Source organism: Sphingomonas sp. ABOLE, assembly GCF_003950455.1.
In the GTDB taxonomy this organism is placed as follows: Bacteria; Pseudomonadota; Alphaproteobacteria; order Sphingomonadales; family Sphingomonadaceae; genus Sphingomonas; species Sphingomonas trueperi.
Window position 1 is genome coordinate 38261 of record NZ_QQWY01000027.1, and the last position, 26577, is coordinate 64837.

Annotated in this window: 20 protein-coding genes and 1 pseudogene; 8 read left to right on the forward strand and 13 right to left on the reverse strand. The window is 66.8% G+C overall.

Annotated features, from left to right (window positions below):
• Positions 1-7: 7 nt before the first annotated feature.
• The 3 genes from CA234_RS16230 to CA234_RS16235 form a co-directional block, all read right to left on the reverse strand.
• Positions 8-622, reverse strand: a complete 615-nt coding sequence (locus CA234_RS16230) for a DUF1543 domain-containing protein (RefSeq protein WP_126002237.1) — start codon at positions 620-622, stop codon at positions 8-10.
• A gap of 156 nt (positions 623-778) precedes the next feature.
• Positions 779-910 (reverse strand): hypothetical protein, encoded by a 132-nt coding sequence (locus CA234_RS25255; protein ID WP_277600105.1) that lies wholly within the window; start codon positions 908-910, stop codon positions 779-781.
• On the reverse strand, positions 907-1182 hold the full coding sequence (locus CA234_RS16235) for a hypothetical protein (RefSeq protein ID WP_125975390.1): 276 nt from the start codon (positions 1180-1182) through the stop codon (positions 907-909). The genes CA234_RS25255 and CA234_RS16235 overlap by 4 nt, the downstream gene beginning before the upstream one ends.
• A 254-nt stretch (positions 1183-1436) precedes the next feature.
• Between CA234_RS16235 and CA234_RS16240 the strand changes: the two genes are divergently transcribed.
• The 3 genes from CA234_RS16240 (at position 1437) to CA234_RS16250 (ending at position 3711) form a co-directional block, all read left to right on the forward strand.
• Positions 1437-1694 (forward strand): hypothetical protein, encoded by a 258-nt coding sequence (locus tag CA234_RS16240; RefSeq protein WP_126002238.1) that lies wholly within the window; start codon positions 1437-1439, stop codon positions 1692-1694.
• A gap of 104 nt (positions 1695-1798) precedes the next feature.
• On the forward strand, positions 1799-2590 hold the full coding sequence (locus CA234_RS16245) for a ThuA domain-containing protein (protein ID WP_126002239.1): 792 nt from the start codon (positions 1799-1801) through the stop codon (positions 2588-2590).
• Between the two features lie 83 nt (positions 2591-2673).
• Positions 2674-3711 (forward strand): potassium channel family protein, encoded by a 1038-nt coding sequence (locus CA234_RS16250; RefSeq protein WP_125975384.1) that lies wholly within the window; start codon positions 2674-2676, stop codon positions 3709-3711.
• A gap of 174 nt (positions 3712-3885) precedes the next feature.
• Here the strand turns inward: CA234_RS16250 and CA234_RS16260 are convergent, their stop codons facing one another.
• Both CA234_RS16260 and CA234_RS16265 read right to left on the reverse strand, forming a co-directional pair.
• Positions 3886-5382 (reverse strand): MFS transporter, encoded by a 1497-nt coding sequence (locus tag CA234_RS16260; RefSeq protein WP_126002240.1) that lies wholly within the window; start codon positions 5380-5382, stop codon positions 3886-3888.
• Positions 5379-6407 carry a LacI family DNA-binding transcriptional regulator gene (locus tag CA234_RS16265; protein ID WP_125975380.1) on the reverse strand — a complete coding sequence of 343 codons (1029 nt, stop codon included), beginning with the start codon at positions 6405-6407 and terminating at the stop codon, positions 5379-5381. Before CA234_RS16265 ends, CA234_RS16260 begins: the two co-directional genes overlap by 4 nt.
• A gap of 264 nt (positions 6408-6671) precedes the next feature.
• On the opposite strand from CA234_RS16265, the gene CA234_RS16270 reads away from it, so the two are divergent.
• The 4 genes from CA234_RS16270 (at position 6672) to CA234_RS16285 (ending at position 14468) form a co-directional block, all read left to right on the forward strand.
• Complete coding sequence (locus tag CA234_RS16270; RefSeq protein WP_125975378.1) at positions 6672-9488, forward strand: TonB-dependent receptor; 2817 nt, start codon at positions 6672-6674, stop codon at positions 9486-9488.
• A gap of 65 nt (positions 9489-9553) precedes the next feature.
• A complete protein-coding gene (locus CA234_RS16275) occupies positions 9554-11065 on the forward strand; it encodes a tryptophan halogenase family protein (protein ID WP_125975376.1) in 1512 nt (503 codons plus the stop codon).
• A complete protein-coding gene (locus CA234_RS16280) occupies positions 11062-12855 on the forward strand; it encodes an alpha-amylase family glycosyl hydrolase (protein WP_126002241.1) in 1794 nt (597 codons plus the stop codon). Before CA234_RS16275 ends, CA234_RS16280 begins: the two co-directional genes overlap by 4 nt.
• Before the next feature lie 5 nt (positions 12856-12860).
• Positions 12861-14468, forward strand: coding sequence for an alpha-glucosidase family protein (locus CA234_RS16285; RefSeq protein WP_125975425.1), 1608 nt, complete (start codon positions 12861-12863; stop codon positions 14466-14468).
• Here CA234_RS16285 and ybaL read toward each other — a convergent pair.
• The 3 genes from ybaL to CA234_RS16300 all read right to left on the reverse strand — a co-directional run bounded on the left by ybaL (position 14444) and on the right by CA234_RS16300 (position 18833).
• Entirely contained in the window at positions 14444-16099 is a 1656-nt protein-coding gene (ybaL, locus tag CA234_RS16290) for a YbaL family putative K(+) efflux transporter (RefSeq protein ID WP_125975372.1), read from the reverse strand. The genes CA234_RS16285 and ybaL overlap by 25 nt on opposite strands.
• A 250-nt stretch (positions 16100-16349) precedes the next feature.
• Positions 16350-16748: a hypothetical protein gene (locus CA234_RS16295; protein WP_126002242.1), complete on the reverse strand. Its 399-nt coding sequence runs from the start codon at positions 16746-16748 to the stop codon at positions 16350-16352.
• A gap of 45 nt (positions 16749-16793) precedes the next feature.
• Positions 16794-18833: an amidohydrolase family protein gene (locus CA234_RS16300; protein WP_125975368.1), complete on the reverse strand. Its 2040-nt coding sequence runs from the start codon at positions 18831-18833 to the stop codon at positions 16794-16796.
• Positions 18834-19271: 438 nt separating this feature from the next.
• Here CA234_RS16300 and CA234_RS16305 point away from each other — a divergent pair, with 438 nt between their 5' ends.
• The gene (locus CA234_RS16305; RefSeq protein WP_126002243.1) at positions 19272-22406 is read left to right on the forward strand and encodes a TonB-dependent receptor; all 3135 of its coding nucleotides are present in this window, start codon (positions 19272-19274) and stop codon (positions 22404-22406) included.
• A gap of 48 nt (positions 22407-22454) precedes the next feature.
• Here CA234_RS16305 and CA234_RS16310 read toward each other — a convergent pair whose 3' ends face one another.
• The 5 genes and pseudogenes from CA234_RS16310 to CA234_RS25000 form a co-directional block, all read right to left on the reverse strand.
• Entirely contained in the window at positions 22455-23036 is a 582-nt protein-coding gene (locus tag CA234_RS16310) for an AidA/PixA family protein (protein ID WP_126002244.1), read from the reverse strand.
• Positions 23037-23453: 417 nt separating this feature from the next.
• Entirely contained in the window at positions 23454-24491 is a 1038-nt protein-coding gene (locus CA234_RS16315) for a LacI family DNA-binding transcriptional regulator (RefSeq protein WP_126002245.1), read from the reverse strand.
• A 161-nt stretch (positions 24492-24652) separates the two neighbouring features.
• On the reverse strand, positions 24653-25657 hold the full coding sequence (locus tag CA234_RS16320; protein WP_126002246.1) for a sugar kinase: 1005 nt from the start codon (positions 25655-25657) through the stop codon (positions 24653-24655).
• Positions 25654-26424 (reverse strand): 2-dehydro-3-deoxy-D-gluconate 5-dehydrogenase KduD, encoded by a 771-nt coding sequence (gene kduD, locus CA234_RS16325; RefSeq protein WP_125975357.1) that lies wholly within the window; start codon positions 26422-26424, stop codon positions 25654-25656. The genes CA234_RS16320 and kduD overlap by 4 nt, the downstream gene beginning before the upstream one ends.
• Before the next feature lie 47 nt (positions 26425-26471).
• Positions 26472-26577: pseudogene (locus tag CA234_RS25000) on the reverse strand (5-dehydro-4-deoxy-D-glucuronate isomerase); the annotation flags it as partial.

Sequence of the window (26577 nt, forward strand, 5' to 3'; positions counted from 1 at the left end):
ACGGGCGTCACTTGAGCGGCGTATAGCGGCAGGTGAAGCGGGGCGCCGTGGCGTCGGGCATCCGCGTCAGATGGATGTACAGCCTCTCGCCCATTATGGCGTCGAGATCGAAGACGGCGTCCGCATCGTACAGGTCGTCGCGATGGGCATCCTTCCAGCCGCGGACGGTCCCAAGGGCGCGCGCTTTCGCGTCGCGCGCTGATCCTGCGACGACGAACATGTTCTTATGCTGCTCGGCGAAGTCGACCCCGTCATAGCCGCCGAGGTTGACGAACCAGAGCTTCTCGGGCCCAGCCGACGGCGCGGCGTGCAGTGCGACGGCATGGCCGTCGGCCCGGTCGATCTCGGCCCAGCAGTCGATGTGCAGCGTGCCGGGCGTACCCCACCAGTTGGTGCGCAACCGATCATAAGTGTCCTCGATCCGGTTCGCGACGACAAAGCGGACGTCATGAACCTCGACATGCGCCGACGGATGCTCCCCGCCGGTTTCACGATGCTGCCGAACCGCAGGTCCGCGTCTTTCGTGATCGTCAGCGGCTGCACGATGGTCAACAATGCCGTCGCCGTTTCGGCGACCTGCGCCATCGCGACGAGCGGCAACAGAAGCGCGAGCGCCGAGCATAATGTGCGGAGAACAGTCGATCAGTCTCGTTATGACGGCAACCGATTTTCGGCATACCCTCGGCCACAGAAACGCGTTAGACGCACGTCGGTTACAAATGCCCGCGCAAAAATGGTTTATCGGCGGCACCTGTCCGAAGGGACAGCGCCCTTCCTCTCAAACAAAATCCGCGTTGGCGATGTAGCGGGTCGCGGCCACGCCCCGCTGCCCTGGGGCGACCGTAATATCCATCCCGAACTGGATGGTGACGACGTTGCCGAGCGCCATCGGGTTGAGCTGGAAGTTCATCGTGCTCGCATCCGCTGGCCCCCAGCGACGAAGCTGGTGCCGGTCACCGCGCCGATGCGGAACCTCGTCACCGAAGCGATCGTGCCACTCGCCTGGGGTGCCATGGTAATGCGGATGTTGCGGGCAAGGCACAGGCTGGCCAGGTTGAGCAGGCCGCAGGTCCGGCGCATCGTGGGCGGTGGTACCGGCGCATTGCTGCGGCGGACGGCATCGCCGGAGATCCGCGTCACCGTCACCTCGGCGGTGGCAGGAACGGCCGCGAAGCACGACAACGCAGCGGCGAGGCCGCCGAACCTCCTGCAACCTCGCATCATCTTTCCTCACCCCAGTAGTGGCACGTCCATCTGCACCGGTGGCAGAAGGGCGCCCGTTCCGGCCTTGCATCGCGTTTGCTGTTGAACGGTATTTCAGGGGTGGTCGAACGACCGCATACGCGCCGCCCCGTTTCACGACGCAGCGGAAACCGGTACGAGCATCGACACGTTGGTGCGTGCAACCGGTAAACAGACGCCGCAGGAGCGAATGCATGGACAAATCGAAAGCGCTCGACCTTGGCATTCGCAGGTCGGCGGAAATGGCCGCGGTGTTCATGATCGGTGATGGCCTGCTCGGGCTGCTGCAGCCCCGGCGCCATGTCGCGCTCTGGCGGTCGGACGTCCCCGCGGTGGACGCGCTGGTGCGCCCCTTCGCGGAGCGGCCCGGTCGCCGGCGCGCTTATGGTGCGCTGCAGATCGTCGCCGGGATCGCGCTTGCCTCCGCCTTGAAGCGGCGCCATCCGCGCTGATCCATCCGCCCACGCCAGGATCCGCACCCCCTTTTGGCTTGCAGAAAGCGGCTCCCATCCCGCAGGGTGCGTACCAGAAGCAAGCGGTAGCGGAAGAGGACGGGATGCGTAAGATACTGGCCGTACTGGCACTTTTGACCATGGCGCAAACCGCGCCGGACCCGCACCTGCCCAAGCCGACGCAGGACTCCGTCGCACCCACCCTGCCCCACGGATTGCAGCATGCAGTCCTTATCATCTCTAAAACCAATGGCTGGCGGCATGTAGAGCACATCCCGCACTCGAACCGCGTGCTGGCGGAGATTGCCGAGCGCCTGGGCCGCGCAAGCTTCGTCACCGAAAATGCGGCGGTGTTCAACGACGACCAACTGCGTCATTTCTCCGTCGTCGTGCTCAACAGCGCGAGCGGCGACTTCCTCACGTCGGAGCAGCGCGCAGCCTTTGCGCGGTTCGTCGCGCGCGGCGGCGGCGTCGTGGCGCTGCACGCGGCGGGGGACAACAGCCATACCGATCCCTGGTACGTCCAGACCGTGATCGGCACCAGGTTCATCGGCCATCCGGGCGGCGCCGATCATCTTCAGGCCGCGCAGCTGCTGGTCGACAGGCCGGATCACCCCGCCATGGCCGGGGTGAAGCTGCCCTGGTCGCCGGTCGACGAATGGTACTCCTTCGATTCGAACCCCGCCGCGAAGGGGATGACCGTGCTCGCGCGGATCGATGAGGGAAGCTACCGGCCGGGTGCCAAGCTGACGATGGGCATCCATCCCGTCCTCTGGGTCAATCCCTCGACCAAGGGGCGCGTCTTCTATTCGGCACTCGGCCATTCGCCGGAAGCCTATGACGACCCCAATTATCGGCGCATCCTCACCAACGCCATCCGCTGGGCTGCCCGCTAGCCAGCGGGATGCCGCGCAGGCACAGGTTACGCCGCATCGCCACGGTTGCCTCTCTATGCGGCACCACGCTACACACGCGAACGATGGCCCGGGGCAATCCTCGTCGACGGATCGGAGACGCGCCCGTCCTGCGCCACCGGGGGCGTACGCCAGCCTGGGTCTCGCTCGGCTGGCGGATGGCACTGGCGCTGGCGCTGATCGGGATCGCGCTTGCCGGCCACTGGATCGATCGCGACGGGCTGCGCGACAACACCGATGGCAAGGTCAGCTTCGTCGACGTCGTCTACTTCACGATGATCACGGTGACGACGGTAGGCTATGGCGACATCGTGCCGGTGACGGACCGCGCCCGGATGTTCGACACGTTCGTCGTCACCCCGGTGCGGCTGTTCGTATGGCTGATTTTCCTCGGCACGGCCTATGATTTCGTGCTGCGGCGGGTTTGGGAGAAGTGGCGAATGCGAAGCCTGCAGCGCGATCTGAACGGCCATGTCATCGTCGCCGGCCACGGCACGAGCGGGACGGAAGCGGTGGTCGAGTTGCTTCGCCGGGGCAAGCCGCACGACGCGATCGTCGTGATCGATCCCCATGCCGACGCCGTGGCGCGCGCCGAAGCCGAAGGGGTGATGGTGCTGGAAGGCGATGCCAGCCGCAATGCCACGCTCGATGCCGTGAAGGTGGCCAGGGCGAGCGCAATGATCGTGGCGGCCGGTCGCGACGACACCTCGATCCTGATCGTGCTCACCGCCCGGCGCCTGGCGCCCAGCCTCCCCATCAGCGTCGTCATCCGGTCGGAGGACAATGAAGCACTGGCCGTCCAGGCCGGTGCCACCACCGTGATCAATCCGGCGAGCTTCGCCGGCCTGTTGCTGGCGGGATCGACCACCGGCCCGCATCTGGCGGAGTACATGATGGATCTGGCCGGGCTTCACGGCGCGGTATCGCTTCGCGAACGCAAGGTGGTGCCCGGCGAGATCGGCATGCCGCTGTCCGCCATCACCACCGGTGCGGGCCTGCGCCTCTATCGGGGCGGACAGCGCTACGGGTTCTGGCAGCGCGAGGCGCAATCGCTCCAGCTCGGAGATACGATCATCGAAGTGGTGCCGTCTGACGAAGCCTAGCCGGCAAAGGCATCCTTGGTCTTCCACTTCACCGGATTGCGCAGATAGGTGACGCCGTTCGCCTCGGCTTCGTGAAAACGGCCGGCGCCGATATTGACCTGGATCGAAGGCAACAACGGCTTCGGTGCTGCTCGCCCACCATGGTCCCCCAACGATCGCGCCGAACGCCCGGCCTCAATCCCGCGACAGCGCCGCCACCCGCAGCATCGCGGCCGCCGCCAGCAGCAGCGTCCCGCTCGCAAAGGCCATCGTCCAGATCGGCTCGCCGGGGAAGAAGCGGTTCATGATCGACCCCATCACCGTCGCGACCAACAGTTGCGGCACCACCACGAAGACGTTGAACAGCCCCATATAGATGCCGAGCTTCGCCTGCGGCAGGCTGGAGGCGAGGATCGCATAGGGCATGGCGAGGATCGAGGCCCAGGCGATGCCGATGCCCACCTCGCTGGCGATCAGCCACGCCGGATCGCGCACCAGGAAGAAGCTGGCATAGCCCGCCGCGCCGCAGAGCAGCCCGAAGATATGCGTGCGCGGCTTGCCGAAGCGCGCGGAGAGCAAGGGCAGCAGGGTCAGCGCCGCAACCGCCGCCACGCCGTTATAGGTGGCGAACAGCACGTCGACCCAGCTGGCGCCCTCCTGGTAGCCGGCGCTCTTGGGATCAGGCGCGCCGTAAAAGGCACCCGCAACGATTGGCGTGGTGTTGATCCACATGATGAACAGCGCCGACCAGCTGAAGAACTGCGCCACCGCCAGCCGCTGCATCAGCACCGGCATACCCGCGAAATCGCCGACGATATGGCCGAGCATGCTCGCGCGCCCTGCCCGCGCCCGCAGGATCGCCACGGCCTGGGCCAGGCCATAGGCAGCGAGCAGTCCGCCGAGCAGATAGACCTCCTTCTCCAGACGGAACTGCGCAACGGCCAGCACGACCAGCGCCCCCGCAAGTATCCAGGGCAGGCCCGCCGCCGGATGCCGCGCCGCGAGGAGGCGCACCGCCGCTCCCTCCTCGGAAGCCGCGGGCCCGTCGAATGCCGCCATCTCCGCCGGGCTGTATTCGCGCGTGGTCAGCACGGTCCACAGCACCGAGCAGAACAGTGCCGCGCCGCCGAACCAGAAGGCGTATTTGACCGTATCCGGCACGCCATGCGCCACCGCCGCGTTCGAGACGCCGAGATGCTCGAGCGCCCAGGGGAAGATCGATCCCAGCACCGCACCCATGCCGATGAACGCGGTCTGCACTGCATAGCCGGCACTGTGCTGGTCCTTGCGGAGCATGTCGCCGACAAAGGCGCGGAACGGCTCCATCGAGATGTTGAGCGAGGCGTCGAGCACCCACAGCAGCCCCGCCGCAAACCACAAGGCGGGGCTTTCCGGCATCAGCAGCAGCGCCAGCGCGGCGAGGATCGCGCCGCCGAGGAAATAGGGCCGCCGCCGACCCAGCCGCCCCAGCCAGGTCCTGTCGCTGAGGTGTCCGATGATCGGCTGGACCAGCAACCCGGTGAGCGGCGCTGCCACCCACAAGGCCGGAAGGTCGTCCAGCCGCGTGCCGAGCGACTGGAAGATCCGGCTCATGTTCGCATTCTGCAGCGCAAAGCCGATCTGGATGCCGAAAAAGCCGAAGCTGATGTTCCACAGCCCGGCAAAGGACTGGCGCGGCTTCTCCACCCTCATGCCCCGCACGACTTGCGTACGACCAGCCTGGTGGGGAGCAGCGCCGGGCCCACCGGCCGCTCGCGGATCCGCCCGATCAGCGTTTCCACCAGCGTGCGGCCCGCAAGCCGTGCATCCTGCATCACCGTGGTCAGCGGCGGGCTGGCCGAGCTGGCCGCCGGAATATCGTCGAAACCGATCACCGAAACATCCTCTGGAATGCGCTTGCCCGCGGCCTGGAGCACCCGCATCGCGCCGATCGCGATCAGGTCGCTCGCCGCGAGGATCGCGTCGAAATCCGCGCCGCTGTCGAGCAGCGCCTGTGCCGCCGCCGCCCCGGAATCCTCCGTCGTGATCGCGTCGATCTGGAGCGCGGGGTCGGCGGAAAGACCCGCCCCGGCCAGCGCTTCGGCATGGCCGCGATAGCGCTCGTGAAACTCGGGATAATGGCTCGAAGCCGTACCCAAAAAGGCAATGCGCTTGCGACCGCGCCCGAGCAGGTGCCGCGTAGCCTCGCCGCCGCCACCGCGATTGTCGCAGCCGACGGTCAGCCCGGCGCCCTCGGCCAGCACCGATCCCCAGCGGACGAAATGCGTGCCGGCATCCTGCAGCGCCTTGAGCCGCGCGCGATAGAGTTCGAAATCGCCATAGCCGAGCAGAATCAGCCCGTCGGCCTTGCGCGCATCCTCGTAATCGGTGTGCCAGTCGCTGGAGAGCTGCTGAAAGCTGATCAGCAGGTCATGATTATGCTCGGCGCAGGCACGGATGATCGAACCCAGCATCGAATGAAAGAAGGGATTGATCAGTGAATCGTCCGAGGTCGGATCCTCGAAGAACAACAGCGCCAGCGTCTGCGAGTGGCGCGTACGGAGATTGGAAGCCGCCTTATCGACGCGGTAGTTCAACTGCTTGGCGATCGACTCGATACGCAGCCGCGTCGCCGGATTGACTCCCGCCTCGCCACGCAGCGCGCGCGATACGGTCGGCTGCGAGACGCCCGCGAGTTGGGCGATGTCGAACGATGTAGGCTTGCGCTGCATGCCCATCCTGGTCCCTCCACGGCGTGCGGGCGTCTTCCCCGCATCGCATATTATGCATGGGCGCAGCAGCACCGTCCCGTCAATCGGGGGACTGGTGCCAAAAGGCCATAGCGGCGGCGGAACGGGCTTGAATACGTATGTGAGTGGCTGGCCTCCATACCCCCTTTTGCAAGATTGAATGCAGCACTGCGCAGATCCGGCGCATCCCGCATGGGGCGGGCATTCACTCGGCCACTCGAGAGCCGGGGGTGAGACAAATTGGGGAGAGACATGGTATTCAGCAATTTCCGCGGCCGTCGTGCCGCCCGCATCACCCTCGGCGCCAGCGCCGCCGCGATCGCCTTCAGCGTCACCACCGCTGCGTTCGCGCAGGACAGCGGCACCCCCGCAGCCGACGCCCAGGATAGCGGCCCCGGCGAGATCGTCGTCACCGGCTTCCGCGCCGCGCTCGCCACCTCCGCGAACATCAAACGCAACAACACGATGATCGTGGACTCGGTCTCCTCCGAAGACATCGGCAAGCTGCCCGATGTCTCGATCGCGGATTCGCTAGCTCGCATCCCCGGCGTCACCGCCCAGCGCCTCGAAGGCCGCGACCAGCGCCTGTCGATCCGCGGCCTCGGCCCGGACTTCTCCACCACGCTGCTCAACGGCCGCGAGCAGGTGACCGTCGGCGACAATCGCGGCGTCGAATACGACCAGTATCCCTCCGAATTCTTCAAGAACGTCAATGTCTACAAGTCGGCCGATGCCTCGCTGATCGCCGCCGGCATCGCCGGCACGGTCGATCTGCGGATGCTGCGCCCGCTCGCCCAGTCGCAGCGCACCTTCGTCGTCGCCGCACGTGGCCAGATGAACGAGCAGAAGAAGCTCAATCCCGACGGCACCCGCTACGGCTATCGCGCCTCGGCGACCTATGTCGACAAGTTCGCCGGCGACACGCTGGGCGTCGCGGTCGGCGTTTCGGCGCAGAACACGCCCACCCAGATCGAGCGCTACGCCGCCTGGGGCTTCCCCAATGAATCCGCGGCCGGCAACAACCTCTTCCTCGGCGGCGCCAAACCCTATGTGCAATCGAACCTGCTCAAGCGCTATGGCGGCGTCGCCACGATCGAATGGCAGCCGAGCGACAATTTCCACTCGACCTTCGACGGCCTCTATTCACATTTCGAGGAAACCCAGCGGCTGCGCGGCATCGAGTTCCCGATCGCGCCGCAATGGGGATCGGGTGCAGTCATCCAGCCGGGCTATCAGGTCCAGAACGGGCTGGTGACCAGCGCGACGCTCAGCAACGTCGTCGCCGTGCAGCGCAACGATTACAACAAGCGCAAGGCCGAGAATATCTCGCTGGGCTGGAACAATGATTTCAAGCTGAGCGACAGCATCCACTTCATCGTTGACGCCAGCTGGAGCCACGCCACCCGCACCGACTTCCTGCTCGAGACCTATTCGGGTACCGGCTACAATTCGTCGGGCGCGAAGGACACGATCAAGATCAGCCAGAATGCGAACGGCACCTACAGCATCGTGCCGACGCTCGACTATTCCAATACCAGCGTGATCAAGCTCACCGATCCGCGCGGCTGGGGCTACAACGGCACCCAGGCCGTGGTGCAGGCCGGCTTCCTCAACCGCCCGGATTTCGAGGACGACCTAAAGTCGCTGCGCGCCAGCTTCAACGGTGAGTTCAGCGGCAGCATCGTCAAGAGCTGGGAAATCGGCGGCAATTTCAGCCGTCGCGAGAAGACGAGCCGCTACACCTCCTACTTCCTCTGCCCACCGGGCGGCGGCACCAACTGCACCGTCGCCAGCGGCACGCCGACCAACTTCGCCGTGCCCGCCGACGCGGTGCTGGGCGAGCAGGTGGCGCTTGCCTATCTCGGCGTGCCGAAGATGCTGACCTATGATCCGCTCAAGGTGTACAGCCAGCTTCGTTCGGTGTTCGACAACCGGCCGGACTCGCTGGTGCGCGACAATGTAGTCACCGAGAAGGTCTATACCGGCTATGCCAAGGTCAACATCGACGGCACCGTCGGTGGCAAGGCGCTGAAGGGCACGCTCGGCCTGCAGGTCGTTCACACCGATCAGGGCTCCTCGGGCGCGATCGCGGCGCTGCAGAACGGCGTGGTCACCACATCGCCGGTCCAGGACAGCACCAAATATACCAACTTCCTGCCCTCGGCGACGTTCAGCCTGGAGCTGATGGACGCCTTTTACGTGAAGATGGGTGCGGCGCAGACGATGGTGCGCCCGCGCCTCGACCAGGAACGCATCACCCAGGCGGTGAGCATCGACCTGTCGAAGCTCGGCCTGGGCAGCCTGCCACAGAACAGCCCGTTCAGCTCGAACGGCGGCAATTTCCGGCTTCGCCCGTACCAGTCGACCAACATCGACATTTCGGTGGAAAAGTATCTGCGCGGCGGCGGCTATCTGGCGCTGACCGGCTTCTACAAGCACCTCACCGATTTCGTCGATCCGAACAACAGCACGCTGTATGACTTCTCGGCGCTGCTCTCGGCATTGCCGCCGGCAGCCGCAGCCATCGTGCGCGCCCAGAACGCCCAGTTCGGCCTGGTACGCGTACCCGACAATACCGGCCGCGGCGACATTCTCGGCGTGGAAGCGACCGCCTCGGTGCCGTTCAGCACCTTCACCCAGGCGCTTGACGGGTTCGGCGTGTTCGCGAGCGGCACCTATGTCGACAGCCGGGTCGTCTATGGCAGCAACGCCACGCAGGCCGTGACCATCCCCGGCCAGTCCAAGTGGATCGCCACCGGCACCGCCTATTACGAGAAGAACGGCTTCCAGGCGCGCGCCACCTATCGCTGGCGTGACAGTTTCCTGGCGGAGCTGGCCGGCCTTTCGGCCAACCCCGAGTTCCGCACCGGCAAGTCCGAGGGCGTGCTGGATGCGCAGATCGGCTATGAGTTCCAGGCCGGTCCGCTAAAGGGACTCGCGATCCTGGCGCAGGCCAAGAACCTCACCGACGCGCCGTTCATCACCACCGAGGCGGGCGACCCGCGCCTGGTGCGCGAATATCAGCGCTACGGCCGCGATTATTATCTCGGTATCACCTACAAGTTCTGAGGTTCGGCGGTCCGGTCTTCCTGGGAGGGGGCCGGGCCGTTCCATCGGCACCGGAGGGGTAGGCCATGGCAACCACAACACCCTATCGCATCGTCATTGCCGGCGGCGGCACGGCTGGGTGGATGGCTGCGGCTGCGCTGATCCGCTTCCTCGGACAGGGCTTTGCCGTAACATTGGTCGAATCCGATGCGATCGGCACGGTGGGCGTCGGCGAAGCGACCATCCCGCAGATCGGCATGTTCAACGCCAGCCTCGGCATCGACGAGGACGCCTTCGTCGCCGCCACCCGGGCGAGCTACAAGCTGGCGATCGAATTCGTCGGCTGGACCAGGGGCGGCCGCTACATGCATGCCTTTGGCGATGTGGGCCGCGACAACGGCCTGCTCGCCTTCCGCCACACCTGGCTGCGCGGGATGGCCGAAGGCGTGGCCGCGCCGCTCTGCGCCTATGCGCTCAACAATGTCGCGGCGCTTGGCAACCGGATGCAGCGCGGACCGACGCGCACCGTCCGCGTGCTGCCGGAAATGCCCTATGCCTTCCATCTCGACGCCGGCCTCTACGCCCGCTTCCTGCGCGACTATGCCGAGGCGCGCGGCGTGGTGCGGCACGAAGGGCGGATCGAAGCCGTCACCCGCAACGGCGCGGATGGCGACGTGGCGGCGCTCCACCTCGACAGCGACCGCCGGATCGAGGGCGACCTGTTTCTCGATTGCACCGGCTTCCACGCGCGGCTGATCGGCGAGGCGATGGGCGTCGGCTATCAGGACTGGTCGCACTGGCTCCCCTGCGACCGCGCGCTCGCGGTGCCCAGCGCGCGTGCCCGCGACTTCACCCCCTATACCCGCGCCACCGCGCACGATGCCGGCTGGCAGTGGCGGATCCCGCTGCAACACCGCACCGGCAACGGTATCGTCTATGCGAGCCGGTATCTCTCCGATGACGAGGCCGCCGCGCGGCTGCTCGCCGGGCTGGACGAGCCGGCGCTCGGCGATCCGCGTCCGATCCGCTTCCGCACTGGCCGGCGCGAACAGGCCTGGGCGGGCAATGTCATCGCACTGGGTCTGTCCAGCGGTTTCCTCGAGCCGCTGGAATCGACCAGCATCCATATGATCCAGTCCGCCGTGGAGCGCATATTGAAGCTGCTGCCCGGCCGCCGCGCGCCGGCGCCGCTGCGCGACAGCTACAACCGCCAGGCCGCGCACGAGAGCGAGCGCATCCGCGACTTCCTGATCCTGCACTATTGGGCGAACGATCGCGACGCGCCTTTCTGGCGCGAGCGGCGGGAGACCCCGGTGCCCCACGGGCTTGCCGAGAAGATCGCCCTGTGGCGCGAAACCGGCGAGATCCTCCGCGAGGACGGCGATCTGTTCAGCGACGTCGCTTGGCTGCAAGTGCTTGTCGGCCAAGGCATCACCGCCCGGGGACACCACCCCCTCGCCGATCAGCCGCCGCGCGCGCAAATCGCCGAATATCTCGACCTTCTCGCCAAGCTCAATGCGCGCGAAGTCGCGCAGATGCCTCCCCATAGCGACTTCGTCCGCGCGCACGGCGCCGCGGACGCGGAGATTGCCGCATGATCCGTTCGACCGCCCTCGCCCTGCTCGCCGCCGCGCTCACCGCGACGCCGGCCATGGCGCAGACCTATCGCGACCGCCCGCCCGAGGACGAGGTGCTCTACTTCCTCCTCCCCGATCGCTTCGACAATGGCGACACCGCCAATGATCGCGGCGGGCTAAGCGGCGACCGGCTGGTCACCGGCTTCGACCCCGCCTCCAAGGGCTTCTACCATGGCGGCGACCTGAAGGGCGTGCTGAACCGGCTCGACTATATCCAGGCGCTGGGCGCCACTGCGATCTGGGTCGGGCCGATCTTCAAGAACAAGCCGGTGCAGGGGCCGAAGGGGCAGGAATCGGCCGGCTATCACGGCTATTGGATCACCGATTTCACCCAGGTCGATCCGCATTTCGGGACGAACGTCGAGTTCAAAGCGCTGGTCGACGCGGCACACAAGCGCGGCATCAAGGTGTACATGGACATCGTGGTCAACCACACCGCGGACGTAATTCAATACCGCGAATGCGGCGACTGCAGCTATCGCAGTCGCGCCGACTATCCGTACAGCCGCAAGGGCGGTGTTGCTGGCGCCGCGATCAACCCGGGCTTCGCGGGCGATGGCGATCATAGCGACGCGAACTTCGCCAAGCTTGTCCGGCCCGACTATGCCTATACGCCATACGTCCCCGAGGCGGAGCGAAACGTGAAGGTGCCCGCCTGGCTCAACGACCCGATCTACTACCACAATCGCGGCAACTCGACCTTTGCGGGCGAGAGCTCGACCATGGGCGACTTCGTCGGCCTCGACGACCTGATGACCGAGCATGCGCGCGTCGTCGCCGGCATGATCGCGATTTTCGGCGGCTGGATCGATCGCTTCGGGATCGACGGCTTCCGCATCGACACCGCGCGCCATGTGAACCCAGCATTCTGGCAGGCCTTCGTCCCGGCGATGCTCGCTCGCGCCAAGGCCAGGGGCATCCCCAATTTCCACATCTTCGGGGAGGTCGCAGATCCGGAGGTCGCGGCGCTGGCCCGGCACACGCGCGTCGACACGTTCCCGGCGGTGCTCGACTTCGCCTTCAACCAGGCGGTGATCGACGTCGCCGGCGGCAAGGGCACCGATCGGCTCGCCAAGGTGTTCGCGGCGGACGTGCTCTACGAAGGTGGGGAGAAGACCGCGCACCGGCTCCCCACCTTCGTCAGCAACCATGACGCCGGCCGCGCCGCTACCTTCATCCAGCAGGCAAACCCGAAGATAAGCCACGCCGAACTGCTCCAGCGTGTCCAGCTCGCCCAGGCGATGCTGCTGCTGCTCCGCGGCGTGCCCACCATTTACTCCGGCGACGAGCAGGGCTTCGTCAGCGATGGCAACGACCAGGATGCCCGTGAGGATCTGTTCGGCAGCATGGTGGCGAGCTACAACGACAACCATCTGCTCGGCACCGACGCGACCACCGCCACGCCCAGCTTCAACACCGCCAACCCGCTGTTTCGCGAGATCGCCGCGCTCGCACGGCTGCGGACCAGCCACCCGGCGCTCACCCGCGGCCGCCAGGTCACCCGCTTCGCCAGCGACAAGCCCGGGCTGTTCGCCGTCTCGCGCTTCGATCCCAAGACCGGCGCGGAAACCGTGATCGCCTTCAACACCAGCGCCGAGCTCTGGACCGGCAATATCCAGGTCGAGACCGGCTCCACCGCCTTCCGTACCCTGGCAGGCGCCTGCCCCGCCAACGCTGTCGCACCCGGCAGCCTCGCCCTTTCCCTTCCCGCGTTCGGCTACACCGTCTGCGCGGCCGGAGCAGCCAAGTGAATCTCATGACGATGCGCGAGCTTTCCACCGAATCCCGCCCCTGGTGGCGCGGCGCAGTGATCTACCAGATCTATCCGCGCAGCTTCGCGGACTCGAATGGCGACGGCGTGGGCGACCTGCCCGGCATCACCGCGCGGCTCGAGCATGTCGCGGCGCTGGGCGTGGATGCCGTGTGGATCTCGCCCTTCTTCACATCACCGATGCGGGACTTCGGCTATGACATTGCCGATTTCTGCGATGTCGATCCGGTGTTTGGCACGCTGGGCGACTTCGACGCGCTGGTCGCCCGCGCCCATGCGCTGGGCCTCAAGGTGTTGATCGACCAGGTCTATTCGCACAGCTCGGACCAGCATCCGTGGTTCCAGGAGAGCCGCACCAGCCGCACCAACGCACGCGCCGACTGGTATGTCTGGGCCGACGCCAAGCCCGACGGCAGCCCGCCTAACAACTGGCAATCGGTATTCGGCGGCCCGGCCTGGACCTGGGACGCGCGGCGCGGCCAATATTATCTGCACAACTTCCTGCGCGAGCAGCCGGACCTGAACTTCCACAATCCGGAGGTGCAGGCCGCCACCCTCGCCACCGCCAAGTTCTGGCTGGATCGCGGCGTCGACGGGTTCCGGCTCGATGCGATCAACTTCACGATGCACGATCCGCAGTTGCGCGATAACCCGCCCGCGCCAGACACGGGCGCCCCACGCACCCGCCCCTTCGACTTCCAGCAGCATGTCTTCAACCAAAGCCATGCGGACATCCCGCTGCTGCTCGAGAAGCTGCGCGCACTCGCCGACCGCTATCCCGGCCGCTTCACCGTCGCCGAAGTCGGCGGGCCCTCTCCGGAGGCCGAAATGCACCTGTTCACCGCCGGGAGCACGCGGCTGAACAGCGCCTATGGTTTCAACTTCCTCTACGCCGATCGCCTGACCCCCGCGCTGGTCCGCGACGCCGTCGCCGAATGGCCCGACGCGCCAGGCGTGGGCTGGCCGAGCTGGGCGTTCGAGAACCACGACGCCCCGCGCGCGATCTCGCGCTGGGTAGCGCCCGAGCACCGCGCCGCCTTCGCCGCGCTCAAGATGCTGCTGCTGCTCTCCTTACGCGGCAATGCGATCCTGTACTATGGCGAGGAGCTGGGCCTGACCCAGGTCGAGATCGGGTTCGAGGACCTGCAGGACCCCGAGGCGATCGCCAACTGGCCGCTCACCCTCAGCCGCGACGGCGCCCGCACACCGATGCCCTGGGTGGCGGATGCGCCCAATGCCGGCTTCTCGGTCACCCGCCCCTGGTTGCCGCTCGGAGCCGATCATCTGGGCCGCGCGGTCGACGTGCAGGATGCCGATCCCGCCTCATTGCTCCGCCTCACCCGCCGGCTGATCGGCCTACGCAAGCAGCACCCGACGCTGGTCGACGGCGCGATGACGGTGCTCCACGCCGACGAAGCGCTGCTGGTCTTCGCCCGCACCGCCGGGGACGAACGCCTGGTCTGCGCCTTCAACCTCTCGGCGGCGCCCGTCGACCTGCCGCCCGCCTTGCTGGAAGGGCTTTCGGTGGTGGAGGCGCTGAACGGCGCCACCCTCCATCGCCTGCCGGCTTATGCGGGGCTCATCGCCGGTTGATCCGATCCCGCGGGCATGCCGCGGGCGAGCTCGATCATCCGGTTGGCGGTCTCGCGCTCGCCCATCACCACCTCGTCGGCGCCCAGGCCCTCAAGGTGCGCGACCTCGTCGGCCGAATGGGCCCGCACCACCACTGGCACGCCGGGCGCGAGCTGGCGGGCATGCTGGAGGATCGCCCCGCCCTCGAACCCGGCGGGGATCGCGATCAGCAGCTTGCTCGCCTGTCCGATCTGCGCGGCGACCAGCGTCCGCACGTCGATGGCATTGCCCGCCACCACGGTGATGCCGGCCTTGCGCGCCTGCTCGGCCATGTCGTTCTGGTCCTCGATCAGCGCGAAGGCCTTACCGTGCTGCTGGAGATCCTCGGCGATCATCTTGCCCACCCGGCCATAGCCGATCAGGATCACATGGCCCTTGGGCAGATCGACCGGCGCCACCGCCTCGCGACCCGCTTCCGCAACCTCGTAGCGCTTGGCGACCCAGGCGAAGAGGAAGGGGTTGAGGAAGATCGACAGCATCGCCGCCGCCAGGATCACGTCGCGCGCCGCCGCCGGCATCAGCCCGAGATCGGTGCCGAGACCCGCCAGGATGAACGAGAATTCGCCGATCTGCGCGAGACTGACCGCGACGGTGAGCCCGGTATGGTTCGAATAGCCGAACACACGGACGATCCCATAGGCCGCGAGCGACTTGCCGACGAGGATGATCGCCACCGCCGCCAGCAGCACCAGGGGCTGCTCGACCAGCACCGAAGGGTTGAACAGCATCCCCACCGAGACGAAGAACAGCACCGCGAAGGCATCGCGCAGCGGCAGCGTCTCCTCGGTCGCGCGCCTGCTGAGCGAGGTCTCGCCCAGGATCATGCCGGCGAAGAACGCCCCCAGCGCGAACGACACGTCGAACGCGAGCGCGGCGCCGAACGCTACACCGAGAGCAATGGCCAGCACCGCCAGCCGGAACAGCTCCTGCGAGCCGGTGCCGACCACCCATTGCAGCGTCCACGGGATCACCCGGCGGCCGACCAGCAGCATCAACGCGACGAAGCCGGCGACCTTGAGGAAGGTGGACAGCAAGGGCTGGAGCAGCGACCCGCCGCCCTCGCCGCCCATCACCTCGCCCAGCACCGGCAGCAGCACCAGCGCCACCACCATCGCCAGATCCTCGACGATCAGCCAGCCGACCGCGATCCGCCCGCGCTCGGTCTGTACGATGTCGTGCCCCTGCAGCGCGCGGAGCAGCACCACCGTGCTCGCCACCGACAGCGCCAGGCCGAAGACGATGCCCGCCTGCAGTCCCCATCCGGCTACAGTGGCGAGGCCGATGCCCATCGCGGTCGCCGCGGCGATCTGCACCACCGCGCCGGGCACTGCGATCCTGCGCACCGACAACAGGTCGCGCAGCGAGAAATGCAGGCCGACGCCGAACATCAGCAGGATCACGCCGATCTCGGCGAGCTCGTTGGCGAGCCCCGAATTGGCGACGAAGCCGGGGGTAAACGGCCCCACCGCCACGCCCGCGAGCAGATAGCCGGCGATCGGCGAGACTTTGATCCGGTGCGCGATCGCGCCGAAAATGAAGGCGACGACAAGTCCGGCGACGATGGTGGCGATCAGGGGCGCATGATGCGGCATCGATCCTCCTTGAAATGAAAAACTGGTTCGACACCGGCCGCGCCTGAAGGCAACCGGTGTCGATGCAGGTCAGGACTGGGCCACGCCGATCGCGGCTGCCAACAGCGCCGCGGCACCGGCAATGCCGGACCAGACGGCGATGGCGAACCATTTCGGGGGCCGCTTGCCTCTTCTTCTACGCATAGGGTCCTCCTCCAGCGCCGCAGCGGCGGCGAAGACGAAGTTCAGGCGTTCGGGCGCGCTTGGCGCCTCAGCAGCGACGCGCCGGCGGCGACCGTGCGCCGCGCGCGCCGCAGCGGACCGGGCGCAGCACCCTTGTGGGCGTGCGCGCGTAGGAAAGACCAAGAAGGACGAGAATCGCCGCGAGCGCCGGTGCCAGGGCAAGTACGACACCGCTACCGGCAGCGCCATCCTGCCGCCCGCCACGCGCGCTTTGCCAGAGGCCTACGCCCTGGTCACCGCGCTTGGCGGCAATCGCCACGCTGGTCGTCGCGGGGTTGAACGCCGGGCCGTGCACCAGCGTGTCGGGCGGGCCGAGCGGCGCGACTGCCCCGAACAGCACCGCCAACACCAAGGTCCATACCGCAACCGGCAACGCGAAGCGCCGGCTGGTGCCCCGATCGGGCATGGAGGTGAAGGAGCGGCCCATTACGCGATCAACGCAGGGATCGCGTGATGGTGCCGTAACGAAATGTTACTTGGGCATGCCCGTCAGCCCGCTCGCCTTGCGCAGCGCGTCGCCGTCGAGCCGATAGCCGTCGAGGAACACGGTCTGCACATGACGCAGGTTGCCGATGTCCTTGGAGACATCGCCTTCGACGAGGATGATGTCCGCCGTCTTGCCCGGCGCGATCGCGCCGACGTGGTCGTCCATCCCCACCATCCGCGCGGGCACGATCGTGGCGGTCTGCAACGCCTCGACATTGGTCAGGCCGGCCTGCTGGTAGAGCTCGAGCTCGCGGACCAGTTCGAGGCCATAGCCGTCGGTGCCCGCGACGATCGGCACGCCTGCCTGGTGCAGCCGTCCGACCACTTCGACCATCTTGCCGAAGCTCTTGCGGAAATCCGCGCGGGTCAGGCCGGCGAACAGCGGATAGCCGCCGATCTTCCACCCACGCGCCACTGCGGGCGGCGCGATGTCGACATAGGCCGCATATTCGGGGGGCACCGCGCTGCCGTCGGAGGTCAGCATCGGCTCCCACACCGAGAGCGTCGGGTCGATGATGGTCTTGCGCTTGGCGAGTTCGGCATAGAAGGCGCGCAGTTCGGGGGAGTCGAGGTTGAGGTCCTTGCCGTACTGCGCCGGCCCTTCCAGCCGCGCGGCGGTGTTGGCCTTGTCGACCACGTCCTGCGGCATCGCCTGCATCAGGATGAAATTGATGTGGGTGACCTCGTCATAGCCCGCGCGCACCGCGTCGAGCGGACGCATATGCGCGGGCACATGGCCGTGGACGTGCAGCCCCAGCCTGTGCGCCTCGGCCGCCGCAGGGGCAACCCAGGCCGGGTCCATCGAGGTGTAGAACTTCACCCCCCACATGCCGGCGGCCTTGATCTTGTCGACCGCCGCCACCGCCTCCGCCGCCGAGGAGACGGTGAGCGCGCCCTGCGCGGCCAGCGGATCCTTCTTGTCGATGATCACCGAGACCTTGCCGTCGGGCGCCAGCAGGTCGCCCGCAGCGCGGCGCTTGAAGATGCTCTGCGCATCTTCGATCGACGAGCCGGGGCTGCGATAATTGGTCATGCCGGTTGCGACGTTCTGGAGCAGGTTCCAGTCGTCGCCGACATGCTGGTGCGAGTCCCACAGGCCGGGCAGCAGCGTACGGCCCTTGCCGTCGAGCACCGTCGCCCCCGTCGGCGCCGCGATGCTGCCCGCCGGGCCGACCTTCGCCACCTTGCCGTCGGCGATCAGCACGGCCTGGTCGGGCACATATTTGCCGGCGACCGAATCGAACAGCAGCACATGGTCGACCAGCGTCGGCGTGCGGTTCGCGGGGACGAGAAACCGGTGCGCGACGCCGCGCACCATTTCGGCCGCCACCTTGTCCTGGACTTCCTTCAGCTTGGGGCCCGCCGCCTCATAGCCTTCCGGCAACAGGAACATGCCCCCGGAAACGCCGAAGAAGCGGTTCTGCGCGTCGAGCCACACCGGCGAGGGCGAGAAGCCGGTGCCGGTGATATAGGCGAGCTTCACCGTCTTCTTGCCGCTCGGCCCGTCGATCTCCATCGCCTTGCCGATGCTGATGCTGGCATGGCCGCTCGGCAGCAGGTCGATCCCTGCCGTGCCGGCCGCGACCAGCGCGTTGACGTCGTTCTCGAACGCCAGCCACGGGCCGCCATAGCTGGTGTAGCGCGCCTTGCCGAACGGCTTCTCGCCCGCATCGACTGCGGTCTTCCAGCGGGCGACGCCGCCGGCGTCCACGGTGAAGGTCTCGGTCGCGTCGCCGCTGTCGGTGAAGCCGCGCACGGCCAGGTCGATCGGCCGCTGGTCGGGCCCGAGCCGTACCACTTCGTCGGTTTCGGTGATCCAGCCGCGCAGCGACATCGACATGCGATAGGCGATGCGCCCGTCGGCCAGTGTCCACGACCAGACGTCGCCATGCTTGCCCGCGGTGGAGCTGATGGTGAAGTGCCGTGCCCCCGCGGGCGGCGTCATCAGCTCCGCCTTCTGCGTCTGCGCGGCGGCCGGCAGGATGGCGGCGGTGGCGAGCAGAAGCCCGAGGCGAAGTGCGTGCATGTGGTGGTCCCTCCCGTCGTGTCCATGGTCTGGCATGCCACCGCGCGGGACACAATTGTTCAGCATCGCCGGGGGTGTTGCTGCAAAACCTCGCATGCGGCGAAAGCGCATGGTCTGGCCAACGGGCCATTGACGGCCAGACCAAAGCGTGGAAGATACCGCTAACATGACGCTGGCAGCATAAGTCGGCGCGCACCCCGGGAAGAGGATGGATGAGCCGACCGACGCATCTCATGCCGAGCGAATCGATCGCACGGGCAGGCGTTGCAGGCGACGCCGATCCACCCTGACCCGGCACCTCTGAACCAACAGCGCGAACGAGTCTCCTTGCCGCGGCACACGATGTGCGCCCGCCATCGGAGCATCTCGTCCGTCACGATCAACACGTTGAAGGAAAGGACCGGCCGCGCGCCGGGCCACTTCGAGGGGACCTGAAACATGACCACCATTTCCCGCAGCTTCCGCCCTGCCCGCACCGCCCTGCTGTGCGCGACCATCCTCAGCGCGACCTGCGCGTCCACCGCCTGGGCGCAGAGCACGCCGCCCGCTGGCGAGACGGCGCCGGACGCGCCCTCCGTCTCCCCCCAGTCCGGCGAAGCGCCGATCGCGCAGGGCGGCGAGCAGGAAATCGTCGTCACCGGCTATCGCTCGTCGCTCGCCAAGGCGGTCAACGCCAAGCGGGATGCAACCGGCTTCACCGACTCGATCTTCGCGGAAGACATCGGCAAGTTTCCGGACACCAACATCGCGGAATCGTTCAACCGCATCCCCGGCATCACCATCACCCGCGACGTGACCGGCGAAGGTGTCAATGTCGCGATCCGCGGCCTCGGCTCGAACTTCACCAACGTCACCCTGAACGGCGCGCCGATCGCGGTCGCCTCCTCGGGCAGCACCGACGCGCAGGGCACCGATCGCTCGGTCGACCTCAGCTTCTTCCCGACCGACCTGTTCACCAAGCTTACCGTGAACAAGAGCTATACCGCCGACCTGCTCGAGGGCGGCGCCGCCGGTAACGTCGACCTGCGCTCGGCACGTCCGTTCGACCGCGCGGACTCGTTCCTCGCCTACAACATCCAGGGCTCGAACCAGGAGCCGGACAAGCGCATCGGCGCGCGCGGCTCGCTGATCGGCAGCTGGCACAACGACACGATCGGCATCCTCGCCGGCGTCTCTGCGCAGCGGCTGTTCACCCGCACCAAGGGTTTCGAGACGATCGGCTATACCAATCCAGCGCTGACCGCCGCGCAGTGCGGCGCAACCTCGGGCTGCAATACCACGGGCGGCGGCAACTGGACCATTCCGGCCGTGGTGCCGACGGGTGCCGGCGCGGGCCTGGTGGCCGGCCAGACGATCGATCGCGCCTTCCTCCTCGCCAACAATCCGGGCGCGACGATCCAGCAGATCGACAACGGCCTGATCCCGCGCCTTGGCCGCACCACCGACATTCGCGGTCCGCGCGACCGGATCAACGCGATCGTCAGCGCCGAATATCGCCCGACGGATACGCTGCACTTCTATGTGGACGGCCTGTACGGCTACAAGGAGAACGAACTGATCCGCGAGAACATCGCATGGATCGGCCGCAACGGCGCGGCGATCCCGACCAATCTGAAGTTCGACAAGTCGGATTGCAGCGCGGGCTGCACCGTCACCAGCGGCACCTTCGCGAACACGCAGTTCTTCAACGAATTCCGCCCCTATCACGAGACCACCGAGCTGTGGAGCGTCAACCCGGGCGTCGCGTGGGAGATCAACGACACGCTGAAGGCCAATCTCCAGGCGAACTACGCCCGCTCGACCTTCCACCGCGAAAGCCCCACCGTCGGCGCCACCACGCCGCTCGGCCAGGGGGCGACCGTCACCTACACCAACAATGGCGGCCTGCCGGAAATCAAGAGCAGCCTCGACCTGAACAACCCGGCCAATTTCGGCTGGTACACCGGTAGCCGCGTCAACCTGCAGGACGAGCGCCGGCTGAACAAGAACAAGGGCGTGCGCGGCGACCTGACCTGGGGGGATCGTGCGCTGAACCTGAAGGTGGGCGGCGCCTATGACGACGTCTCGCGCCGGATCCGCGGCTTCGACAATACCGGACCGTGGCAGAACGCAGCGTGCGGCAACAACCCCAGCGTCTACCTGCCGAGCCCCAACTCGCAGCCGCTCTGCGAAGGCCTGAATCAGCCGGGCGCGGCACCTGCCGGCTATCCGACCTATCCGGGCCTCGGGACCGGCTTCTCCGCCGGTCAGAGCGGGCCGGTCACCTATGGCGGTTCGCTGATCCCAAATTCGGCCTTCCCGACCTATCTGAAGCCGGGCCCCGCTGGCTTCGTCACCGTCGACTGGGATGCGTTCCGCAAGGCCAGCAACTATGACACCTATCACGACAATGCACCGGAAAGCGGCGGCGCCAACACCGGCGCCAGCGGCGGCCTGATCCGCGAAGTCGTCAAGTCGGCCTTCGCCACGCTGAACGGCGAGCAGGAAGTCGGCGGCAACATGCTGCGCTTCAACCTCGGCCTGCGCTATGTGAACACGATCCAGACGATCGAAGGCCGCGTCTCGATCGCCGATCCCCGCAACGCTACCCCCGCCGGGGGTCAGATCGCCGACGGCAGCCGCTACCCCAACCTCGTCAACATCGTGTCGACCCGCAACAACTACACCCAGTGGTTGCCGGCCGCGACGCTGGCCTATGACGTGAGCGAGCACGCGGTCGTCCGCGTCGCGGCATCGAAGACGATGACCCGCCCCGATCCCGCGGCACAGCTGCCGGGCGTGAGCTTCGGCGCTCCCTCGGCCGACCAGGCGACGATCGGCAATCCGGCGCTCGAGCCCTATATCTCGACCAATATCGACCTCGGCTTCGAATACTACATCGGTCGCGAGGGCGTGGTGAGCTTCAACGCGTTCCGCAAGTCGATCCAGGGCTTCACCACCAACGTCAACAACACGGTGCCGTTCTCCGCACTGGCGCAATATGGCATCACCTACGACACGCTGAATCCGACCCAGCAGATCGCGCTGAACTCGCGCGGCGGGCCGACCCAGGCGACGGTGCTGGTCACCAGCCAGGTCAACGTGCCGAACAAGCTGAAGATCAACGGCCTGGAATTCCAGTGGGTCCAGCCGCTCGACTTCCTCACCGAGAAGCTCGGCGTCCGCGGCTTCGGCTTCAACGCCAATGCCACGCTCGTCGACCAGACCAGCGACGGCCCGGCACAGGCGTTCGGGGTGGCGCCGTTCACCTACAACGTTACCGGCTATTATGAGCGGAACGGCGTGATGCTGCGCGTCGCGGTGACTTCGCGCGAGGGGTCGCAGAGCAGCGGCAACTCGCAGAACAGCATCCCGGCGGCGGCGCTGTTCAACTCGGACTACACCACCTGGGACTTCTCCTCGGCCTTCGATCTCGACAAGGTCCTCGGCGTGGAAAAGGCGCCCCAGCTGACCATCAACGTGTCGAACTTCACCGATGCGACGCTGCGTTCCTACTTCCAGTTCCCGAACGCGACGTTCACCCAGTACAAGCCCGGCCGCCAGTTCCTGGTCGGCCTGCGCGGCAGCTTCTGACGCGCGATACGGGGGCGGCTGCCACGGCGGCCGCCCCTGGTTCTTCGATCATCCGAGTACCTGAACGCTGGGATCCCAGTAATAATAGCCCAGCGTCGAGAGGCTGCCGCTGGTTCCCATCTGCACGACCTGGAACCAGACCTGATATCCTTCCGTCCCGGGCGAAAGCACGTTCGACGTCATGAAATACTGATATTGCTGCGTCGCCGTCCAGGTCGGGTTGGACGTGCTCTGCTGCGGCGGCGGCACCGGCACGGTGGGCTGCGCGGTGAGGCCGATGGGCGTCGTCATGACGGTGCTGCCGGAAAATTGCGCGATATTGTACGGGATGCAGTAGGTCGGCTGATCCCCGGAAAGGGTGACAGCATACCAGTTGACCGTATCGCCCACGGTCGCATTGATGATAAGGTTGGGCGTGGCATTACCCGCATTCTGGACCGGTTGCGCCAGATATTGCTGCTCCGTGATCATGTACGCGAAATATGGCGGCGAAGGTGGATGCGCCAAACCCGTCGGCTGGGTCGAACTGCTGCTCGGTGAACCTGCGCTCAGAACTGCTTGCGCATCGAACACCATCACGATGTTTATCTGTGCCATCCTTCTCTCTCCCTTGTCATGCGCCTCGATCATATCATGCGCCCCATTTTTTGTTTTGCGGGTTACGCTGCTACAGCCAAGGACGACAAACCCATCTTACTTCAATATGAATGATGACCGGCAGCATTTGACCTGCTTACGCCGAATTCTTCGCAGCAAAGGTTCATGCTGGAAGATATATTTTATCCACTTCAGCGCCCGTGCGCATCAAGCTAGCCGCCGCGCTGGGACTGATGAATCCGGGATCCGGCTTCTCGTGCGGAGCGGGCTGAACACCGCGATCGGGCATCGCACCGGCGGCAGGCCCGCCACCGCCGTGCAGCATATCGAGGCGCCGAACTTCGCGTCATTCCGGTGCGATTTGTTCTACGTCGCGTAGGCCCGCCGAAGCGCGCACGCGCTTCCGCGAGCGTGGACGGCCTTCCGAGCGCCGGACTGGCGTAAAGCTCGTTAGTCGCCCCCCCGCCGCGGCGGTGCGACCGACGCGCGGTGGATCAGCGTCGAGGGGAAGAGCGACGGCTCCTCCACCCCCTGCTCGTCGCCGAAGAAATCGGCCAGCAGCTTGAGTGCCGCCGATCGCCCCATCGAGACGATCGGCCAGTGCACCGTGGTCAGCGGCGGCCAAAGATGCGCGGCGATCGCGGTGTCGTCGAAACCGATGATCGACAGGTCCTCGGGCACGCTCATGCCCCGACGCCGCGCGGCATGAAGCGTCGCCGCCGCCATCTCGTCATTGCAGGAGAAGATCGCGGTGGGACGCGGCGACAGGTCCAGCAGCCGATCGGCGGCGGCGAGCCCGCTTTCGAAGGTGTAGGTACCCTCGGCAATCATGCTGCGCGGCAGCTTGATGCCGGCCTCGTTCAGCGCCTGCTCGAACCCCTTGCGGCGCTCGCGGGCCGAGCGGAAGCCGTGCGGCCCGGCAATCAGACCTATCCGGTGATGGCCGAGCGCGATCAGGTGCTGCACCGCCTGGAGCACCACCTCGCAGTCGTTCGAGGCGACCATGTGCTCGGGCGCGTCGAGCGTCGTCGATCCCATGCGGACATAGCGGGTGCCAAGGCTCTGGCAGAGCTCGGCCAGCATGTCGTTCTCGGAGACCGGGGGCAGGATCAGCACGCCGTACAGCCGCTGCCGCTCGAGAAAGGCGCGCACGTCCGCCAGCATGGTCGACGAACCGCGATCGATCGGGCGGACGATCAGCTCGAACTCGGTGTCGCGGATCGCTTCCAGGATACCGGCCTGGACGTTCATCACCATCTGCGCGTTGGGATTGTCGTGGATCAGGCCGAGCAGGAAATTGTGCCGCAACGCCAGTGCGCGCGCCTGGACATTGGGGATGTAACCGAGATCGGCGATCACCGCCTCCACCTTGGCGCGGGTATCCTGGTTCAATAACGGCGAGCGATTGATGACGCGGCTGACGGTTTTCTTCGATACGCCAGCAATGCGGGCGACGTCGTTGATGGTGGGCTTGCCCGTCTTCTCCATGCCGCCATGCTATACGGCGGCGCCAACGATTGCGATAGAAGAACGACACCGCGGACACCGGTGGACAGCTACCTCCAGCTGCCCAAATCGACACAGGAAGCCGGCGGTACGCGCGGTGCCGCGCAGGCGCAAAACGCCCGCAGACACCGCGCGCCATCCGGTTACCGCCGAACGTCCAGCCCGCCCTCGGCGAAGGCGGCGAGGTCGGCGCGGGTGAACAGGCTGGCGTCGCCGGGCAGCGAGTGCTTGAGCGCGGTCAGCGCCAGCCCGGCCTCGGCCATCGCGCGGGCATCGCCGCCCTCCAGCAGGCCGTGGAGCACGCCCGCCGCGAAGGCGTCGCCGCCGCCGATCCGGTCGACGATGCCGCTGACGCGCAGTTCCTCGGTCTGGTGCCCGCCCTCGCGGGTATCGACGCGCGCGGCAATGCGGTGGCTGTCGACATCGTCGACATGTCGCGCGGTCGAGGCGATCAGCTGGAGCTTGGGGAAGGCCGCGAAGGCCGCCTCGGCCGCCTCGCGCCGCCGATCGGCGCCGTCGCCCGAAAACTGCTCGCCGAGCAGCAGCGAGATGTCGCGATGGTTGCCGAACAGGATGTCGGCATGGCGGATCAGCTGGGTCAGCACGCCGCGCGGATCGCTGTCCCAGGCTTCCCACAGCTTGGCGCGGTAATTGCCGTCGAACGATACGGCGATGCCGCGCGCGCTCGCCGCTCCGGCCGCGGCGATGGCGGCGGCTGCGGTGTTCGGCCCCAGCGCAGGCGTGATGCCCGAAAGGTGCAGCCGGGTCGCGCCGTCGAGCAGCGCGTCCCAGTCCCAGCTCTCGGCAGGCCGCGCGGCGAACACCGAGTTCGCGCGGTCGTACACGATCTCCGAAGCGCGCAGCCCCGCGCCGGGGGTGAGGAAGTACAGCCCCATTCGGCCGGGCGCCGCGAGCACGCGCCGGGTATCGACCCCGCGCCGGCGCAGTTCGCCCACCGCTGCGGCGCCGAGCGGATTGTCCGCCACCGCGCTGATCATCGCCACATTATGCCCCAGGCACGCCAGCCCGGTCGCGACATTCGCCTCCGCCCCCGCGATCGCCACGTCGAGCTTCGGCGTCTGCAGCAGCAGCTCGCGACCCGGCGGCGAGAGCCGCAGCATCATTTCCCCGAAAAATGCGAACGTCATCGTGCCAACCAGCCTCCGTCAACGGCGAGAATATGCCCTTGCACATAGTCCGAAGCGCGTGAGGCAAGGAAGACCGCAGCGCCGCCCAGATCCGCCGGATCGCCCCAGCGCCCCGCCGGGATGCGCTCGAGGATCTGGCGGTTGCGGGTCTCGTCGGCCTGCAGCGCCGAGGTGTTGTTGGTGGCGATATAGCCCGGCGCGATCGCGTTCACGTTCACGCCCTTCGCCGCCCATTCGTTGGCCAGCAGCTTCGTCAACCCGGCGATGCCCGACTTGGACGCGGTATAGCTCGGCACGCGGATGCCGCCCTGGAAGCTGAGCATCGAGGCGATGTTGATGATCCGTCCGCGCTCGCCGGTCTCGCCGAAGCGGCGGACCATGAACTTGCCCGCGGCCTGGCAGAGAAAGAACACCGATTTGAGGTTGGTATCGACCACCGCGTCCCAATCCGCCTCGGTGAAATCGAGGCTGTCGGCGCGGCGGATGATCCCGGCATTGTTGACCAGGATGTCGATTTTCCCCAGCTTATTCACAGCTTCGTCCACAACCCTGTCCACAGGTGCGATCGTGGACAGGTCGGCGGCAATCAGCTCGGCGCGGCGGCCGAGCGCGCGTGCCTTGCGCACGGTTTCCTCGGCAGGCGTACGGCCGACGGCGGCGATGTCCGCCCCCGCAGCGGCAAGCGCCAGCGCGATGCCCTGGCCGATGCCAGTGTTCGCGCCGGTGATGACAGCCACCTGGCCGGTGAGATCGAAGGGGTTGGTCATGTTGGGATCCTCCTCCCCCTCCGCCTGCGGGAGGGGGAGTTAAGGGGTCAGGCCAGCTGGCAGATATCCAGCACCTGCATGTCGGTATAATCCTGGTTCTCGCCCGCCATCGCCCAGATGAAGGCATAGGCCTTGGTGCCCGCGCCCATATGG

Bases quoted from the DNA above. Each gene is read 5' to 3' on its own strand.
- CA234_RS16230 (WP_126002237.1), bottom strand. From the start codon at position 622: ATGCTCGGCGCTCGCGCTTCTGTTGCCGCTCGTCGCGATGGCGCAGGT.
- CA234_RS25255 (WP_277600105.1), bottom strand. From the start codon at position 910: ATGAACTTCCAGCTCAACCCGATGGCGCTCGGCAACGTCGTCACCATC.
- CA234_RS16240 (WP_126002238.1), top strand. From the start codon at position 1,437: ATGGACAAATCGAAAGCGCTCGACCTTGGCATTCGCAGGTCGGCGGAA.
- CA234_RS16245 (WP_126002239.1), top strand. From the start codon at position 1,799: ATGCGTAAGATACTGGCCGTACTGGCACTTTTGACCATGGCGCAAACC.
- CA234_RS16250 (WP_125975384.1), top strand. From the start codon at position 2,674: ATGGCCCGGGGCAATCCTCGTCGACGGATCGGAGACGCGCCCGTCCTG.
- CA234_RS16260 (WP_126002240.1), bottom strand. From the start codon at position 5,382: ATGAGGGTGGAGAAGCCGCGCCAGTCCTTTGCCGGGCTGTGGAACATC.
- CA234_RS16265 (WP_125975380.1), bottom strand. From the start codon at position 6,407: ATGGGCATGCAGCGCAAGCCTACATCGTTCGACATCGCCCAACTCGCG.
- CA234_RS16270 (WP_125975378.1), top strand. From the start codon at position 6,672: ATGGTATTCAGCAATTTCCGCGGCCGTCGTGCCGCCCGCATCACCCTC.
- CA234_RS16275 (WP_125975376.1), top strand. From the start codon at position 9,554: ATGGCAACCACAACACCCTATCGCATCGTCATTGCCGGCGGCGGCACG.
- CA234_RS16280 (WP_126002241.1), top strand. From the start codon at position 11,062: ATGATCCGTTCGACCGCCCTCGCCCTGCTCGCCGCCGCGCTCACCGCG.
- CA234_RS16285 (WP_125975425.1), top strand. From the start codon at position 12,861: ATGACGATGCGCGAGCTTTCCACCGAATCCCGCCCCTGGTGGCGCGGC.
- ybaL (WP_125975372.1), bottom strand. From the start codon at position 16,099: ATGCCGCATCATGCGCCCCTGATCGCCACCATCGTCGCCGGACTTGTC.
- CA234_RS16295 (WP_126002242.1), bottom strand. From the start codon at position 16,748: ATGGGCCGCTCCTTCACCTCCATGCCCGATCGGGGCACCAGCCGGCGC.
- CA234_RS16300 (WP_125975368.1), bottom strand. From the start codon at position 18,833: ATGCACGCACTTCGCCTCGGGCTTCTGCTCGCCACCGCCGCCATCCTG.
- CA234_RS16305 (WP_126002243.1), top strand. From the start codon at position 19,272: ATGACCACCATTTCCCGCAGCTTCCGCCCTGCCCGCACCGCCCTGCTG.
- CA234_RS16310 (WP_126002244.1), bottom strand. From the start codon at position 23,036: ATGATCGAGGCGCATGACAAGGGAGAGAGAAGGATGGCACAGATAAAC.
- CA234_RS16315 (WP_126002245.1), bottom strand. From the start codon at position 24,491: ATGGAGAAGACGGGCAAGCCCACCATCAACGACGTCGCCCGCATTGCT.
- CA234_RS16320 (WP_126002246.1), bottom strand. From the start codon at position 25,657: ATGACGTTCGCATTTTTCGGGGAAATGATGCTGCGGCTCTCGCCGCCG.
- kduD (WP_125975357.1), bottom strand. From the start codon at position 26,424: ATGACCAACCCCTTCGATCTCACCGGCCAGGTGGCTGTCATCACCGGC.